This is a genomic window from Thioclava sp. GXIMD2076 (assembly GCF_037949795.1).
Taxonomy (GTDB): Bacteria; Pseudomonadota; Alphaproteobacteria; order Rhodobacterales; family Rhodobacteraceae; genus Thioclava; species Thioclava kandeliae.
Window position 1 is genome coordinate 795,001 of the sequence record NZ_CP149932.1, and the last position, 16,007, is coordinate 811,007.

Annotated in this window: 14 protein-coding genes and 1 rRNA gene (1 of these 15 running past the window's edge); 9 read left to right on the forward strand and 6 right to left on the reverse strand. The window is 59.2% G+C overall.

Annotation, left to right across the window (positions count from 1 at the left end):
- Positions 1-47 (reverse strand): 16S ribosomal RNA (locus WDB91_RS03920) (it extends 1,421 nt beyond the left edge of the window).
- Positions 48-740: 693 nt separating this feature from the next.
- Here WDB91_RS03920 and WDB91_RS03925 point away from each other — a divergent pair.
- Genes WDB91_RS03925 through WDB91_RS03935 form a run of 3 tightly spaced genes read left to right on the forward strand, consistent with a single transcriptional unit; the run spans position 741 to position 5,122 of the window.
- Positions 741-1,304, forward strand: coding sequence for a PAS domain-containing protein (locus tag WDB91_RS03925; RefSeq protein WP_339113854.1), 564 nt, complete (start codon positions 741-743; stop codon positions 1,302-1,304).
- Between the two features lie 7 nt (positions 1,305-1,311).
- A complete protein-coding gene (locus tag WDB91_RS03930; RefSeq protein ID WP_339113855.1) occupies positions 1,312-4,737 on the forward strand; it encodes a chemotaxis protein CheB in 3,426 nt (1,141 codons plus the stop codon).
- Positions 4,738-4,789: 52 nt separating this feature from the next.
- Positions 4,790-5,122, forward strand: coding sequence for a response regulator (locus tag WDB91_RS03935; protein WP_339113856.1), 333 nt, complete (start codon positions 4,790-4,792; stop codon positions 5,120-5,122).
- A gap of 105 nt (positions 5,123-5,227) precedes the next feature.
- Here the strand turns inward: WDB91_RS03935 and WDB91_RS03940 are convergent, their stop codons facing one another.
- Together WDB91_RS03940 and WDB91_RS03945 are read right to left on the reverse strand one after the other, a co-directional pair.
- A complete protein-coding gene (locus WDB91_RS03940; RefSeq protein ID WP_339113857.1) occupies positions 5,228-6,841 on the reverse strand; it encodes a BCCT family transporter in 1,614 nt (537 codons plus the stop codon).
- Positions 6,842-7,068: 227 nt separating this feature from the next.
- Positions 7,069-7,242 carry a DUF1328 domain-containing protein gene (locus tag WDB91_RS03945; protein WP_038075379.1) on the reverse strand — a complete coding sequence of 58 codons (174 nt, stop codon included), beginning with the start codon at positions 7,240-7,242 and terminating at the stop codon, positions 7,069-7,071.
- A 301-nt stretch (positions 7,243-7,543) separates the two neighbouring features.
- On the opposite strand from WDB91_RS03945, the gene WDB91_RS03950 reads away from it, so the two are divergent.
- The 4 genes from WDB91_RS03950 to queC all read left to right on the forward strand — a co-directional run bounded on the left by WDB91_RS03950 (position 7,544) and on the right by queC (position 10,887).
- Complete coding sequence (locus WDB91_RS03950; protein ID WP_339113858.1) at positions 7,544-7,957, forward strand: phage holin family protein; 414 nt, start codon at positions 7,544-7,546, stop codon at positions 7,955-7,957.
- Positions 7,954-8,892 carry a hypothetical protein gene (locus tag WDB91_RS03955; RefSeq protein ID WP_339113859.1) on the forward strand — a complete coding sequence of 313 codons (939 nt, stop codon included), beginning with the start codon at positions 7,954-7,956 and terminating at the stop codon, positions 8,890-8,892. The genes WDB91_RS03950 and WDB91_RS03955 overlap by 4 nt, the downstream gene beginning before the upstream one ends.
- A gap of 146 nt (positions 8,893-9,038) precedes the next feature.
- Entirely contained in the window at positions 9,039-10,094 is a 1,056-nt protein-coding gene (locus tag WDB91_RS03960; protein ID WP_339113860.1) for an AI-2E family transporter, read from the forward strand.
- A gap of 97 nt (positions 10,095-10,191) precedes the next feature.
- A complete protein-coding gene (gene queC / locus WDB91_RS03965; protein WP_339113861.1) occupies positions 10,192-10,887 on the forward strand; it encodes a 7-cyano-7-deazaguanine synthase QueC in 696 nt (231 codons plus the stop codon).
- On the opposite strand, the gene mog is transcribed toward queC, so the two are convergent.
- Together mog and WDB91_RS03975 are read right to left on the reverse strand one after the other, a co-directional pair.
- The gene (mog, locus tag WDB91_RS03970; RefSeq protein WP_339113862.1) at positions 10,888-11,424 is read right to left on the reverse strand and encodes a molybdopterin adenylyltransferase; all 537 of its coding nucleotides are present in this window, start codon (positions 11,422-11,424) and stop codon (positions 10,888-10,890) included.
- Positions 11,421-12,650: an argininosuccinate synthase gene (locus WDB91_RS03975; protein WP_339113863.1), complete on the reverse strand. Its 1,230-nt coding sequence runs from the start codon at positions 12,648-12,650 to the stop codon at positions 11,421-11,423. Before WDB91_RS03975 ends, mog begins: the two co-directional genes overlap by 4 nt.
- Before the next feature lie 271 nt (positions 12,651-12,921).
- Here WDB91_RS03975 and ilvA point away from each other — a divergent pair, with 271 nt between their 5' ends.
- Positions 12,922-14,169 carry a threonine ammonia-lyase IlvA gene (ilvA, locus tag WDB91_RS03980; protein ID WP_339113864.1) on the forward strand — a complete coding sequence of 416 codons (1,248 nt, stop codon included), beginning with the start codon at positions 12,922-12,924 and terminating at the stop codon, positions 14,167-14,169.
- A gap of 67 nt (positions 14,170-14,236) precedes the next feature.
- Here the strand turns inward: ilvA and WDB91_RS03985 are convergent, their stop codons facing one another.
- A complete protein-coding gene (locus tag WDB91_RS03985; protein ID WP_339113865.1) occupies positions 14,237-14,566 on the reverse strand; it encodes an Hpt domain-containing protein in 330 nt (109 codons plus the stop codon).
- Between the two features lie 155 nt (positions 14,567-14,721).
- On the opposite strand from WDB91_RS03985, the gene WDB91_RS03990 reads away from it, so the two are divergent.
- The gene (locus WDB91_RS03990) at positions 14,722-16,005 is read left to right on the forward strand and encodes a SpoIIE family protein phosphatase (protein ID WP_339113866.1); all 1,284 of its coding nucleotides are present in this window, start codon (positions 14,722-14,724) and stop codon (positions 16,003-16,005) included.
- Positions 16,006-16,007: the final 2 nt, after the last annotated feature.

The following is a 16,007-nucleotide window of genomic DNA, read 5'->3' on the forward strand; positions in this document are numbered from 1 at the left end:
GCCTGCCGCCAGCGTTCGTTCTGAGCCAGGATCAAACTCTCAAGTTGAAAGCGATTTGCATCGCTAACCTTGACGTATGAACCACTGCACATCGTCTATCCATAAAGAATAAACGCTTCTGCTTATCGTTCCACTTGCGTGATACCGACAAACAGTGAAGCTGACACTCACATCATCGAGCCGAAACCCTAGTGAGCCGATATACAGACGTTCATTTAGTCGATCATAGACCAAACCGCCCGCATATCTCTTCAGTAAAACCATCAATGTCAAAGAGCCGAAGACAAAAATCAACAGCAGCACCCAATCCCTCAGGTGCGAACCGCAAACCTCATCTTCCGAATGTCTATCGCCTCAGCCGCCCCAAACCGTCTCTCTCGATCCCGTCTGCCGCGGCCTCCGCGCCCCGCTGCGTCGTCTGCCGCTGCGGTGAAGCGGTATTTACGGACAACACCCAAACACCGCAACCCCTTTTTCAACGAAAATCATAAATTCATACAAAAATTCAAATAACTTACTGATATGTATATAGTTATTTCGATCAGTTTTATGACACAGCCACCATCCTGACACACCCGCAACACCGACACACCGGAATCACCACACACAAACATCAACGCAGATACGAGCAGGCGAACCTTCAGACCGTCTTGATCCGCCCTCCGTCTCGCCGATCACAGTTGGCCGCGCGCGCCGGTCTGCGCTTGCCAAGTGCCGCGGTCGATGCACATTGTGTCCTCATGAGCCAGATAGATGCCCCCATTCATGATCCTCAGGATCTGCCCCCCGCGCTCGAACGCTATTTCGAGAGAAGCCGGATCGCACTTGCCCTCTCCGAAGTTGGCGAGGATGTCCCGTTATGTCTGGTCAATGACGCCTTCTTGGCGCTCACCGGCTACACACGCGAAGAGGTGCTGGGGATCAACTGCCGCTTCCTGCAAGGGGAGAAGAGCGACGCGGAAGACAAGGCCGAACTGAGCCGCTTCGTCCATGACGATATGCGTGACAGTGGACGTTTCCATGTTCTCAACTACCGCAAGGATGGCTCGACCTTCCATAACCTCGTTTTCATGTCGCGCCTGCGTGACGAGGATGGCCTCACACGCTACATGCTTGCCTCGCAATTCGACATGTCACCCGTGCTTGACCGTGCGCGGCTTGATTCGAATGACGTGACACTGGCGCGGAACCTGTCCGATATCGACAAGATCGCCAAGGAATACGGGCTCGCCATGATAAGTTCTGCCCAGTTGATCGCGGATTCGATTTCGTTGATTGCCCGTTTGAGTGTTCCAAGGACCTGAAGAGCCGATGGCCGAACTTGATAAAGACCGGATTTGCGTTGTAGGCATCGGTGCCTCGGCGGGCGGGTTGGAAGCGATCCGTGAAATGCTGGCGCAGGCCTCGCCGGATGCCAACCTTGCCTATGTCGTGATCCAGCATCTCGACCCCAATCACGAGAGTCTGCTCGCGGAACTGCTCGGGCGCCAGACATCATTACAGGTTACCCAGGCCACAGATGGGGTGACCATCGAGCGTGGGCGTGTCTATATCATCCCCCCCGGACACGGGCTTACAGTGCATAACCGCGTGCTCCACCTCACCGATTTCGCGCAACCGCGCGGCTTGCGCAGACCGATCGACGATTTCTTCGAGAGCCTCGCCCGCGATCAGGGGCGCTATGCCTCCTGTGTGATCCTGTCCGGCACCGGCGCCGATGGCAGTGCCGGTTTGCGTGCCATCAAGGAATTTGGCGGGCTATGTATCGCGCAGGATCCGGAATCGGCCAAATATGATGGAATGCCGATGTCGGCCAAGGCCACCGGGCTTGTCGACTTCATCCGCCCGCCCGGTCGCATCATCGAGACCATCAGCCAGTTCTATTCCCATAGCTCCCTGCAGTTCGATGACGACAAGCTCGGCCGCTCTATCGAGGAGTTGGTCCCTGATATCTGCGCCGTCGTGCGCAAGACCTCGGGTCACGACTTCACGCTCTACAAGGTCTCGACACTGGTGCGCCGGATCGAGCGACGTATCCGCGTTCTGGGGCTGGCCGATGCCATAGACTATCTGCGCCGCCTGCGGGTCGATCCGAACGAATGCGACAAGCTCTTCCGCGAGCTGCTGATCAATGTCACACGGTTCTTCCGCGATCCGGAACAGTTCGAGATCCTGCGCCAGCGCGTGGTGGAACCTCTGGTGCAGGAAAGCACCCGCGACGAGATCCGGATCTGGGCACCGGGCTGCTCGAGCGGCGAGGAGGCCTATTCTCTGGCCATGCTGTTCCACGATGCCCAGGCCCGCGCCGGACGTCACCAGCAGCTGCAGATCTTCGCCACCGATATCGACGAGCAGATGCTGCGCCTCGCGCGGCAGGGCACCTATCCGCAGGCCGCCCTTGCCGATATTCCCGAGCATTTCCGCGAACTGTATACGGTGGGCCGTGACGGCAAGTTCCAGATCACCTCGCAGCTGCGTGATTGCGTGCGCTTCTCGCTACATAGCGTGGTCCGAGATCCGCCCTTCTCCAATATCGATCTCCTGTCCTGCCGCAACCTGCTGATCTATTTCGGCGACAAGCTGCAGGCCGAAGTCATGCCGATCTTCCATTTCGCCCTGCGTCCGGGAGGCACGCTGTTTCTGGGTCCTTCGGAAACGGTCGGCCAGTATGACAAGCATTTCACGCCCGCGACCGTGGGCGCGCGACTCTTTACCCGCGATGACAGCCGTTCGGGCTATCCGGGCATCATCAAGGGGCAAGTCGGCAATCCGCAAGCCGGCAAGACCGACATTACGAATTCCGATGACCGTCAGGCAACACGCAGCATCGACACCACCGATGCCGAGACCCGCCTTCTGGCTGCCTACACCAACCCCGCGATGGTGGTTGACCGGTCCGGCCAGATCCTGAAGACAACGGGCAAGCTGGGCAAATATGTCGATTTCGATCTGATGGACACGCATGTGCGTCATGCGCAGTCTGTGGCCCGTCCGGGTCTGAAAGAGGCAATCTCTGCAGCGATCCGGCATGTGTCCGAGACCGGTCGCAAAACAGTAAACAGGAATCTGTCGGCGCATTCCGAATTCGGGCTACAGAACCTGGAACTGGTCGGCGAACCCCTTCCCGACCACACGGTGTTGCTGATCTTCCGCGACGAAGGGCGTTTCAGCCCGATCGACGATCATGATTATGACGATGTCGAACCCTCCGACAGCCATGTGCAGAGCCTCGAGGAAGAGCTGCGCGCCACCCGCGCGCGCCTGCATACCACGGTCGAGGAGCTGGAAACCGCCAATGAGGAGCTGAAAAGCTCGAACGAAGAAATGATGTCGATGAACGAGGAGCTCCAATCGACAAACGAGGAGCTCTCTACGGTCAATGACGAACTGAAGAACAAGATCGAAGAGCTTTCGGTCGCCAATGCCGATCTGCAGAACTTCTTTGCTTCGACCGCTTTGCCACTGATCGTGGTGGACCAGCGCCTGCATATCCGCAACTATACGGAATCGATCCTGACGCTCTATCCGTTCCGCCATGGCGACCGTGGCCGACCGCTGACCGATGTGACGAGCTATCTCTCCGAGAACGAGGAGATCTTCCACGCAGTCGAGCATGTGATCCGCAATCAGGAAGTGCAGCAGCTGACCGTCACCCAGCGCGAGAGCGACAAGACATGGTCTCTGGTGATCAACCCCTACCGGATCCGCAATGGCGAGATCGACGGGGCGACGCTGGTCTTTACCGATATCTCGCAGGCCTTGACGCTGGAACAGGAGCTGGCCCGCGAGGGCGAGCGCCTGAAGCTGGCACTGGATGTGGCCGGGCTGGGCGTCTGGGAATATGACCGCCGCTCGAACCTGCTGGACATGGATGCACGCTGCCGCTCGATGTTCCGCCTGACCGAAGAGGACGATCTGTCCAAGCCGCGCACATTGCTGCGCCATGTGCTACGCGAGGATCGCGAGATCCTGCGGCAGGGCCTGCGCCAGATGGCGGGGCCGGAAGGCGCGATGGATATCACAATCCGGATCGATACCAAAGATCTCTCGCCCCCCACGCTGAGGCTTGTCGGGCGCAGGCTGAACCATGATGCGCTGGGACGGCGCGTCGGGGTCATCTTCGATGTGACCGATGCGCAGGAAGCCATGCAGATCCGCGAGGCGATGCTGCGCGAGATGAATCACCGCGTGAAGAACATGTTCTCGATCATTTCGGGCATGACGCGGATCGCGGGACGCAAAGCCAGCTCGGTGCGTGAGTTCACCACCGAACTCGAGCGCCGGATCGCCGCCCTCGCACGGTCGCATTCGCTCACCCAATCGGGCAGCAATGGCCATGGGCTGATGCTGCGCGAGGTGGTGAAGGTCGCCCTCGAACCCTACGAGAAACAGGCTGTTCTGCGGATCGAAGGGCCTGATGTCTATGTCCAGACCAAGGAAATTAATGCGCTGTCCCTACTTTTCCACGAATTGGCAACCAATGCAGCCAAATATGGGGTTCTGGGACCTGCGGATGGCACGCTACAAGTAACTTGGTCGGTGACCCGCCAAAACAAATTGATTCTTGAATGGAACGAACTCTACACATCGCGCGTTGAGCCCAGTGAATCGAAGATTGGAAACGGCTTCGGATCGACACTGATCAAACTGTCCGCCGCGCAACTGCATGGCGATATCGAGGTCGAAACGAGCGAAGAGAAACGAACCACTAGGCTAGGTTATGGGCTGTCAGACTAACGAGCATGTACAAAAAACGGTCCTGATCTGTGAAGACGAGCCCATTGTTGCAATGGATCTCGAGATGATGGTCGGGGATATGGGCTATCGGGTGATAGGCCCCTGCGCCTCGCGATCCGAGGCGCGGCTGATGATTATCAAGGAACGCCCCGATGCGGCGATCCTCGACGTTCAACTGCGCGATGGCGAGGTATTCCCGCTGGCAAAGCGCCTCCATGAATGCGGCACGCGGCTCGTGTTCCAGTCCGGTCATAGCCGTGCCGAAGAGATCGAGGACCGTTTTCCTGGTGCGATCTTCTGCGAGAAGCCCGTCTGGGGGCACCAACTGGAGGAAGCCCTGCGCCAGTTTCTCGATAGCGAGCCGAAAAACGACGCGACCAACTGAACCCGTTTTAGTGTTCCGTTCGTAAGAAAGACCCGCATTACGGGTCTTTTTCTTTTGCCAAAATGGTGCTGGACAAGAAAAGGGCGCCAGTGGCGCCCTTCCTTATCAGTCGAATTCCGAGAGTTTCGGTCTTTTACCAATGGTCACATGGTCGATATCCTCGGCCGCAAAGCCACGGATAAGCGACGGAATCATCATCGTCACGAGGATGAAAATCGGCAGCCCGACCACCGTGATCACCTGTTGCAGCGCGGTCAGACCGGCATCGCCCGCCAGAACGATCAGCATTACGGCCACCAGACCCTGTGCTACGCCCCAGAAGACGCGCTGAGGCACCGGGCCCGGTTCTGGCGTGCCGGTGCAGAGCATATCCACCACCAACGAGGCCGAATCCGCCGAAGTTGCAAAGAAAATCGCCACGATCACCACGCCGAAGCCCTGCAGGAACCCCGACCAGGGGAAATGCTCGAAGAAGGCGAACATCGCTAACGGGACAGAATTGGCCACCGCTTCGCTGATCTGGCCTGCCTGATCGCCCATCGCGGCCCGCGCCGCCGATCCGATCCCGTCGAACTCCATCGCCTGCCAGCCGAAAATGGCGAACCAGATGAGGGTGAAGAGCGAGGGCGCGGCCAGCACACCAAAAACGAACTCGCGGATCGTGCGCCCGCGCGAGATCCGCGCGACGAACAGACCGATGAAGGGCGACCATGTGACGGTCCATGCCCAGTAGAACACCGTCCAGCTACCCTGCCAGCCCCAACCGGGCGTGGCTGGGTTCTCGTCGGCCAGCATATCGTTCCAGAAGGCAAGCCGCGGCAGATTGTCGAAATAAAGCCCGAAGGTCTCGACGATCCCGCGCAGCAGGAACAATGTCGAGCCTGTCACCAGCACGAAGACCATCAGCGCCACGGCCATACCGATATTGAGATTCGACAGGAACTTTACGCCCTTGTCGAGCCCTGCGGTGATCGACAGAACGGCGACCGCCGTCAGGACGGTCAGGATGATGACCTTCAGCACCGTGCCATCTTCCAGTCCGAAGAGCGCCGAGAGGCCAGCCGCAATCTGGCTGGAGCCAAGCCCGAGCGAGACCGCCACACCGAACAACGTGCCTAGAATGGACGCAATATCGATAGCCTTGCCGATAGGGCCGTAGATCCGCTCTTTCAGGAGGGGATAGAAGACCGAACTTACGCGGATCGGAAGGTCGTAACGGTTGATGAAATAGGCAAATGCCAGCCCCGGAAGGGTGAAAATTGTCCATGTATGCAGACCGAGGTGATAGATCGCGATCGACATCGCGTCATCGGCGGCCTGCGCGCTATAGGGCTCGACCCCCGGAAGAGGCGGGTTCGAGAAATGGCTGATCGGTTCGGCCACACCCCAGAACATCAGCACCGTGCCGATACCACCGGCAAAGAGCATCGTGAACCAGCTGAGATTGGAATATTCGGGACGGGAATCGCGCGGCCCTAGCCGGATATGGCCGTGGCGCGACATGGCGGCCCAGATCAGGAACCCAAGCCAGACATTAACCCCGAGGATAAAGAACCACCCCAGATTAACGGTGATCCATTCGCGCCCCGCAGCGAAAGCATCGCCGATCGGGCCCGGTGCGATCACCAGAAGCAGAACAAAGACAACCGTGAAGATTGCCGAGATGAAGAAGATATAAGGATCGGTTCGCAAACCGAGCTTGCGCACAAGAGACTGCACGTCGTTCCCCCTGTTTCGGGCCTGCCGGAGATTACCGCACAGGCATTGCGTTTCTTGAACGTCGTCGTTCGTGGCCGGATGCGGGATCCGGTCCATGGCGCATCATTACCTAGCGCAGATTGCCCCCAAACCCAACCGCAGGCCAGAAAACCCGCAAAAACATTCAAAAAAGGCCGCATCCTTGCGGATACGGCCCTTTCCAGATGCGTTATCGCATGTCGTTTCCGTCAGACCGGCGGTTTGCCACGGACCGCACGGGCGACCATCGCAACCACGAACAGGATCAGGAAGACGACGAAGAGGATCTGAGCGATCCCGGCAGATGCGCCAGCAATGCCGCCAAAACCAAGAGCGGCAGCAATCAGCGCGATGATCAGAAATGTAAGAGCCCAGCCAAGCATAGGAGCCTCCATTGAGTGTTTCTAAGCAATTATCTTGCGTTCTGGCAGGTCAACGCCGGCTTTCCGGCCAAGGTTCCCTGAAAAGATCGCCGCTTCCTACTGGAACCCAATGGCCTCATCAGGCGTTCGCGCACGGTCTGTCTTTCCGCAGCCTTCGCCCCAGCACGCGCTAGCTTGACGGAAAATATCGCCGGACATGCCCTCGGGAGACGGGAACCTTCCTGCAGGACCGGCGTTGGGTATTCAGAAGCGGGTCGGATGACCGCGCCTCGAGATAGAGACGACCAGAAACGAGACGATTATGACCGAGCATAACCCCGAAAACACGTCCAGCGTCGGAACCGGCCTGACCGATACCGCGCTGCGTGCCTTCGAGAAAGGGCGCCAGCTTGGTCGTGACGAGATGGCCTTTGCCCGCGCCGAGATCGCGCAGGCCGGGTCCAATCTGCGCGTTGCTGCGATCTGCCTGGGTGTGGCTTTTGCCACGGCCATCGCATTGCTCGGCGCGCTGACGCAGACATTGATCTTTGCGATCCAGACCGCGGGCCTTGCGCCTGTCTGGGCGGCGCTGATCACCACTGCGATCCTCCTCGTTCTTGGTGGTCTTCTTGCGCTGCGGGCCTTTGTGCTTTTGCGCCGCGCGGCCGCCACCCCGCAAACCATCATTACCAAAATCTCTGCCGATCTGCAGAATCTCAAGGAGAGCCTGAAATGAGCGAGAAAACTACTCTTAAAGAAATCGAGAGCCGTCTGAACCAAGACAAGGCCGATCTGGCAGGCACGCTGGCCGATCTGACCGGCCGCGTTGCACCGGGCCTTCTGGCGGATCATGTGTCTGACTTCATCCGCGAGAACGCGACCCCCTATGCGAAACGTGCCGAAGCAACGATCCGCGAAAATCCGGTGGCCTTCGCGCTGGCGGGTGCCGGTCTGGCATGGTTCCTGCTGGGCCGCAAGAATGGCACCGAAGACAGCAAGACCGAAGAGGCCGTGCAGACCGCTGACGCCGTTGCCGAGGACTGGTCCGACGAGATCGACCGCCTGCGTGCCAGCGCGACCCTCCGTCTGCGCGAACTGGAGAACGAAGCCGCCGATGACAAGCAGTCGGGCCGCGATTTCGTGAAAGAACGCGCCGAAACCATCTCGAAATTCTCGGGAGATGTGCGGGCGAAGCTGTCGAAAGATCTCGACGAGCTTTCGGCGGAGACCCGTAAGCGAGTGATCGAAGCGCGCGAGCGCGCCTACGCCGCCAAGCTGAAAGCGCAGGAATACGGCACCCGCGCCGCAACCGAGACGCGCCAGTTTGTGGCCGACCATCCGGTCGTGATCGCAGTGCTCGGCCTGGCCGTAGGCGCAGCCGTGATCGCAGCGCTACCCAAGGACAGGCTGCGCAACTCGGCCGCTGGTCCCTATATCGACCGCGCAAAAGAGGAAGCCCTTTCCTTTTACCGCGAAGAGAAAAAGCGCGCCGAAGAACTCGCCGCCCGCCTGAAAAAGGAAGCTTATGACGCTGCGCGTGATGTTGCACGCGCAGCGGAGAAAGAGGGCTCCGATCTGGGCGACCGTCTGGCCGAGGAATTTTCCAAAGAGGCAAGCGCTTCGGTAAAGAACCTCCGCAGCCATCTGCACGCCAATGGCGTGGCGCATTGAGCGACGACATATCGTGAAACGGAAAGCCGGGATTTTCCCGGCTTTTCTATTGCCGGAAAACTACTCAACATACTGATATAACTATTGATATTGTCAGGAACAATTCCTGAAACCCGCGCGTTGGGCGCAAAACAGAGGATATCTTCATGAGTCGCCTAGAGACCCTGTCACGGATCGCCATCATCCTTATCGGAGCGATCGGCGTTGTCTTTGCGCTTGTGCAGGTGGAAAGCATCTTTGCCCCGATGATACTGGCTCTTGTCGCGGGCATCGTCCTTTCACCCGTTTCCGACACATGGGAGAGAATGGGGTTTTCGCAGGTCTGGGGTGCGATGACTTCGATACTGTTTTCACTACTGATTGTGGCGATGGTCTTCCTGATCTTCCAGCCACTGGTCTATCAGATCGTCGATCAGGCGCCTAAGGTCTGGCAGGATATGCGCTCAACCATCGACAGCTACAAGGATGCGATCCAGAACCTCAATTCCATGAGTGACCGCATTCAGGAAGCTGTCAGCGATACTGCGGCCAAGGCGGGCGAGGACAAGGGCGGCGTGCAGATGCCAACCCTTTCGGATGCGCTGATGCTGGCGCCATCATTTTTCGCACAGTTTCTGGTGTTTATCGGGACGCTCTTCTTCTTCCTGCTGACCCGCAACGAGATCTACGCATGGGCCGCGCGCCATCTGTCGGAACCCGCCGAGCGCGCCTCCACCGCCAAACGCCTGCGGGCCGCAGAGCGGAAAGTGTCGCGCTATTTCCTGACCATCACGGTGGTGAATGCGGGGCTGGGCGTCGCAACCGGTGTGGTGCTGACAGCGCTTGGTATGCCCGGTGCCATGCTCTGGGGGCTTGTGGCCTTCCTCATCAACTATGTCCTCTATATCGGCCCTGCCTGCCTGATCGTGGCACTCCTCTTTGCGGGTGTGGCGGCCTTTGACGGGTTCTATGCGGTGCTGCCTGCATTGCTCTATGCCTGCCTCAACGGATGTGAGGGCCAGTTTATTACCCCTGCCATGATCGGCAAACATATGCGCCTGAACCCGCTTCTGGTCTTCCTCGCGCTGATCTTCGGGATCTGGCTCTGGGGACCGGTGGGCGGTATCGTCGCCATTCCGCTACTGCTCTGGGGACTGGTGCTGACCAACAGCATGCCCGAAAGTCAGGCAGAGCGGCTGATGGCCACCAAGATTGCCGAATAAGACTTTCGTGAAGACCCTTGGGTTAGGCTGCATTTCGCGGTAGTGGCAGAGTTCCGGTCGCAGCCCACCCGGATGTCTTCAAAACAGGGAAGTCTTCATGAAAACCATCGTCATCTGTTCCGGCGGCCTCGATTCCGTCACCCTTGCCGACAAGATTTCCGCCGAGCATGAGCTTGTCGGGCTCGTTTCCTTCGATTACGGCCAGCGCCATCGCAAGGAGCTGGATTATGCCGCCCGTGCTGCAGAGCGTCTTGGTGTGAAACACGACATCATCGACATGCGCGGCATCGGCGCGTCCCTGACCGGATCCGCGCTGACCGATGATGTTGACGTGCCAGACGGCCATTATGCCGAAGAGACGATGCGTATTACCGTGGTCCCCAACCGCAATGCGATCATGTTGACCATCGCTTTCGGGATTGCGGCAGCGCGCCAAGCTGATGCCGTGGCAACGGCCGTGCATGGCGGTGACCATTTCATCTATCCCGACTGCCGCCCCGCCTTCACCGAGGCATTCGAGGCCATGCAGAAACAGGCACTGGATGGCTATGCCGATGTGTCACTTTACACGCCCTTCGTGCGGGTGCCGAAATCGGCAATCGTCGAGGAAGGCGCGCGGTTGGGCACGGATTTTGCGCAGACATGGTCCTGCTACAAGGGCGGCGCGCATCATTGCGGGCGTTGCGGCACATGCGTCGAACGGCGCGAGGCTTTCGATCTGGCGGGCGTCACCGATCCGACCGTCTATGACGATCCGGATTTCTGGAAAGCAGCGGTCGAAAAAGCGCGCTGATTACTTCGCCTTCGGGCGGAAGGCTTTGATCTTGGCGGGGTCTGTCTCGATATACCCCGCCCCGATCAGATCGAGGCAATAAGGCACCGCGGCAAAGACGCGGTTGAGACAGGTCGCAATCGCCGAGGGCTTGCCCGGCAGCGTGATGATCAGCGATTTGCCGGCAATGCCGGCGGTCTGGCGCGAGAGGATCGCAGTCGGCACCTCTTCGAGCGAGGCGCGGCGCATCTCCTCGCCAAAACCCAGAAGCTCTTTCTCCAGCACGTCGGCCACGCCTTCGGGCGTTTCGTCGCGCGGCGCAGGGCCGGTGCCGCCAGTCACAAGGATCAGGCAGGCTTCTTGAGCCACCAATTCGCGCAGCTTTTCTGCCACGCTCTCACGCCCATCGGGGATGATATGACGCGTAATGCTCAGCGGCGAGGTGACCACGCCGCCAAGCCAGTCCTCGCAGCCCGGACCGCCCTTGTCTTCGTATTCTCCCGCAAAGGCGCGGTCGGAGACGGTGACGATGGCGGCATGGGGCTGCGATTTGCTCATTTTGCCACGCGAGCGTTGCGGGTGGCGATCAGCTTCAGGCGCAGGGCGTTGAGGTTGATGAAGCCCGCCGCGTCTTTCTGGTCATAGGCGCCTGCGTCTTCCTCGAAGGTCACGTGCTTCTCGGAATACAGCGAATAGTCCGACCAGCGCGCCACGGTGCGCGACGCGCCCTTGAACAGCATCAGCTTCACAGTGCCGGTGACATATTCCTGCGTCTTGTCGATCAGCGCCTGCAGCGCCTCGCGCTCGGGCGAGAACCAGAAGCCGTTATAAATCAGCTCGGCATAGCGCGGCATGATCGAGTCTTTCAGGTGGCCTGCGCCGGAATCGAGCGTGATCTGCTCGATGCCACGGTGCGCTTCCAGCAGGATGGTGCCGCCGGGGGTCTCGTAGACGCCGCGCGACTTCATCCCGACAAAGCGGTTTTCCACGAAGTCAAGACGACCGATGCCGTGCTTCTTGCCCAGCTCGTTGAGTTTGGTCAGGATCGTCGCGGGGCTCATTGCCTCGCCATTGATCGAGACGGCATCGCCCTTCTCGAACCCGATCTCGATATATTCGGGCTCGTTGGGAGCGTCGAGAACCGGATCATTGGTGCGCTGATAGACGTAATCGGGCGCCATATCACCCGGATTTTCCAAAACCTTACCCTCGGAGGAGGTGTGCAGAAGGTTTGCATCCACTGAGAAGGGCGCCTCGCCACGCTTGTCTTTCGCAATCGGGATCTGGTTTTTCTCGGCGAAGTCCAGAAGTGCGGTGCGCGAATGCAGATCCCATTCACGCCAAGGGGCGATAACCTTGATCTTGGGGTTAAGCGCATAGGCCGAAAGCTCGAAACGCACCTGATCATTGCCCTTGCCGGTTGCGCCATGCGCCACAGCATCGGCGCCGGTCGCCTCGGCGATTTCCACCAGACGCTTGGAGATCAGCGGACGCGCAATCGAGGTGCCCAGAAGGTACAGACCCTCATACACGGCATTGGCGCGGAACATCGGGAAGACGAAATCGCGCACGAACTCTTCGCGCACGTCTTCGATGAAGATATTCTCGGGCTTGATGCCCAGCAGCTCGGCCTTCTTACGCGCGGGGTCCAGCTCTTCGCCCTGCCCCAGATCGGCGGTGAAGGTCACGACCTCACAGCCATATTCGGTTTGCAGCCATTTGAGGATGATCGAGGTATCGAGGCCGCCGGAATAGGCGAGCACGACTTTCTTGGGCGCGGACATTGACATCTCCCGAGGAACAGATTTTGACGTGGGGATAGAGCGTTTTTTTCTGTGCCACAAGGGGCGGGGCGGGTTTCCCCCCATCAAATGCGCTCTCTGGCGCCGATGTTTGCCGGAATGGCCTGAAAAGCGGCACCCGATTGCGCAGATCCCGTGCCAAGCCGATTGACAATCTGCCGCAGGCTTAGGATCACGGGGACCATATAGCCATAGGCGCACTCCTATCACCGATTTGGCTTGCCCCCTGACCAAACAAGCGATCCGATACGCCATGACCGATTTTGCCCTCAATGCCCAAGCCTCCGCCCGCGCGCTGCGCGATCTGTTTGAACCTACGCCGCTTTTGCGCAACGACTTTCTGTCGGAGCGCTACGGGGCGGAGATCTGGCTCAAGCGCGAGGATCTGACGCCCGTGCGCAGCTACAAGCTGCGCGGCGCCTTCACCGCCATGCGCAAGCTGCGGGCCGCAGATCCTACCGCGGATCATTTCGTCTGCGCGAGCGCGGGCAATCACGCGCAGGGTCTGGCCTATGCCTGCCGCCATTTCGGAGTGAAGGGCACGATCTTCATGCCGGTGACCACGCCACAGCAGAAGATCGACAAAACCCGCAGCTTTGGCGGCGAGAATGTCGAGATTGTCCTGACGGGCGATTATTTCGACGACACACTGGCCGCGAGCCAGACCTTCTGCACCGAGGCGGGCGCGCATTTTCTGGCGCCTTTCGACAATGGTGACGTGATCGAAGGTCAGGCCACCGTGGCCGTGGAAATGCTCGATCAGCTCGGCCATGCGCCCGATTTCGTGACGATCCCCGTGGGCGGTGGCGGCCTTTCGGCAGGTGTGACGCGTTATCTGGGCGCGGCGAGCCCTAGCACCCAATTCCGCTATGTCGAGCCGATGGGCGGGCGCAGCCTGCATGCCGCCCTAGAGGCGGGCAAGCTTGTGACACTGCCGCATGTCGATAGTTTCGTCGATGGCGCTGCCGTGGCGCGGATCGGCCAGACGCCTTTCGAAACATTGCGTGCCATTCCTGCCGATCACGTCCTCGGCGCACCGGAAGACCGGATCTGCCGGACCATGCTGGAATTGCTCAATGTCGAGGGCATCGTGCTCGAGCCCGCCGGGGCGATGTCGATCGATATGTTGCAAGACATGCGTGAGGAGATCGCAGGCAAGACGGTGGTCTGTATCGTCTCGGGCGGGAATTTCGATTTCGAGCGGCTTCCTGATGTGAAGGAGCGGGCGCAACGCTACTCGGGGCTTAAGAAATATTTCATCCTGCGTATGCCCCAACGCCCCGGCGCGCTGAAAGATTTCCTGCAAATGCTCGGACCGCAGGACGACATCGCGCGTTTCGAATATCTGAAGAAATCCGCGCGGAATTTCGGATCTGTGCTGATCGGGATTGAAACCCGTGATCCGACCAGCTTTGGCCGCCTGACGCAGCAGTTGGACGAGGCAGGCTTTTTCTATCGCGACATTACCGAAGACGCGATCCTCGCGGAGTTTTTGATCTAATCCCGCTCGGGGACTTCGGCATCGAAACATCGGCCGCTTTCGGGGCCGATGTTTTATGTCCAGCGGTTCAGGCCGCGCTCAGGAACTCGTTTACCCGCGCCATGAAATCCTTCTTCGATGCGGAATAGACATCGAGAACGGCCTGGATATCGACATCGCCGGAGCGGCCCATTGCCGCCAGACGCTCGCCTTCCTGACACATGACGCCGAACGCGCGGAACCCCAGATTCCATGCAGAGCCCTTGAGGAAATGCAGATCCTCCTCGAGCCTGTCCGGACGCGTTCCCAATTTCATAACAACGCCTTCGACTTCATCCATAAACAGCTCGACGACTTCGCCGAAGCCATCAGAACCGATTTCGGATTGCAACTCGGCAACCCGATCCCAATCAATCATCTCAACCTCCACCAAAGGGCATCACCACCTTGCTTGAGGCTAGGCAATAAAGCTTGCCAAAAACTTAAGCTCGGAAACTTACTCGGGTTTACCCCAAATTAAGACTGCCTGCGCCAAAGATGGCCAACAGTAGTGTTACGAGGAGCGGAATCGGCTTGCAGGATCCTCTGTATAAGCTTTCGACGGCAACACCCAAGCCGGACGAGACTGCGCGTCGCAGTGTGCTTGTTGTCGATGACAGCAAGATGCAGCGCCGCATTCTCTCGGCGCAGCTATCGCGGTCTGGATATGACGTGACAGAAGCGGCCTCTGCCGAAGAAGCCCTTGAAATATGTAACCAGTTCGAACCCGATATCGTCATCTCCGACTGGATGATGACAGGAATGTCCGGCGTCGACTTCTGCCGCAAATTCCGCGAGATGCAGCGGAGCAGCTATGGGTATTTCATCCTCCTGACCTCGAAATCCGAAAAAGCCGAGGTCGCTTTAGGTCTGCAAAGCGGGGCGGATGATTTCCTGTCCAAGCCCGTAAACGGGAATGAACTGCGCGCCCGTCTGCAAGCGGGCGACCGTATCTTGCGCATGGAACGGGAACTGACCCGCAAGAACCAGCTACTGAGTTCGACGCTGGATGAGCTGAAATCCGTCCATGACGGAATCAGGCGCGATCTGTCCGAGGCACGCCAGTTGCAACAGAGCCTCGTCAAGGAGCGCTACCGGAGCTTCGGGAGTTCCGAGGTGACCCTGATGCTACGCCCCTGCGGACAGGTCGGCGGCGATCTGGTGGGCTTTTTCCCGATCAACGCCCGTCGCGTCGGTCTCTACGGGATCGATGTCTCGGGCCACGGGATCACCTCGGCGCTGATGACGGCTCGTCTTGCGGGCTATCTCTCGGGCTCCTCGCCCGACCAGAATATCGCGCTCGTGCTGTCGGATTTCGGGATCTACGAAGGTATGGATCCGGGCGAGTTGGCAGGTTATCTCAACAAACTCGTGCTCGACGAGATGCAGACCGAGAGCTATTTCACGCTGGTCTATGCGGATGTCGACCTGGTCTCGGGCGAAGTCCAGATGGTGCAGGGCGGGCACCCCCATCCCGTGAAACAGAGGGTGGATGGTACGGTCGAACATCTCGGGCAAGGCGGCCTGCCCGTCGGCCTGATCGAGGAGGCGCAATACGAGACCTTCTCCACCATCCTCGCGCCGGGCGAGCGGCTCATCCTGATGTCGGATGGTATCACCGAAGCCACCGCACCTGACGGTCAGCTCCTGATGGAGAACGGGCTCGACGGGATGCTCCAAAAGCTCTCGGGCCTCAATGGCAATGCGTTTCTCGACGCGCTCTATTGGGAGGTCGAGAACTATGCCGATGGCAGCCTGACCGATGACGTCTCGGCGGTGTTCTTCGAATTCAATGGCGCGAAGCGTAACGCGGACTGAGC

What these genes read in the sequence shown, in the direction of transcription:
- WDB91_RS03925 (WP_339113854.1), top strand. Translation starts at nt 741, where the DNA reads ATGAGCCAGATAGATGCCCCCATTCATGATCCTCAGGATCTGCCCCCC.
- WDB91_RS03930 (WP_339113855.1), top strand. Translation starts at nt 1,312, where the DNA reads ATGGCCGAACTTGATAAAGACCGGATTTGCGTTGTAGGCATCGGTGCC.
- WDB91_RS03935 (WP_339113856.1), top strand. Translation starts at nt 4,790, where the DNA reads ATGGATCTCGAGATGATGGTCGGGGATATGGGCTATCGGGTGATAGGC.
- WDB91_RS03945 (WP_038075379.1), bottom strand. Translation starts at nt 7,242, where the DNA reads ATGCTTGGCTGGGCTCTTACATTTCTGATCATCGCGCTGATTGCTGCC.
- WDB91_RS03950 (WP_339113858.1), top strand. Translation starts at nt 7,544, where the DNA reads ATGACCGAGCATAACCCCGAAAACACGTCCAGCGTCGGAACCGGCCTG.
- WDB91_RS03955 (WP_339113859.1), top strand. Translation starts at nt 7,954, where the DNA reads ATGAGCGAGAAAACTACTCTTAAAGAAATCGAGAGCCGTCTGAACCAA.
- WDB91_RS03960 (WP_339113860.1), top strand. Translation starts at nt 9,039, where the DNA reads ATGAGTCGCCTAGAGACCCTGTCACGGATCGCCATCATCCTTATCGGA.
- queC (WP_339113861.1), top strand. Translation starts at nt 10,192, where the DNA reads ATGAAAACCATCGTCATCTGTTCCGGCGGCCTCGATTCCGTCACCCTT.
- mog (WP_339113862.1), bottom strand. Translation starts at nt 11,424, where the DNA reads ATGAGCAAATCGCAGCCCCATGCCGCCATCGTCACCGTCTCCGACCGC.
- WDB91_RS03975 (WP_339113863.1), bottom strand. Translation starts at nt 12,650, where the DNA reads ATGTCCGCGCCCAAGAAAGTCGTGCTCGCCTATTCCGGCGGCCTCGAT.
- ilvA (WP_339113864.1), top strand. Translation starts at nt 12,922, where the DNA reads ATGACCGATTTTGCCCTCAATGCCCAAGCCTCCGCCCGCGCGCTGCGC.
- WDB91_RS03985 (WP_339113865.1), bottom strand. Translation starts at nt 14,566, where the DNA reads ATGATTGATTGGGATCGGGTTGCCGAGTTGCAATCCGAAATCGGTTCT.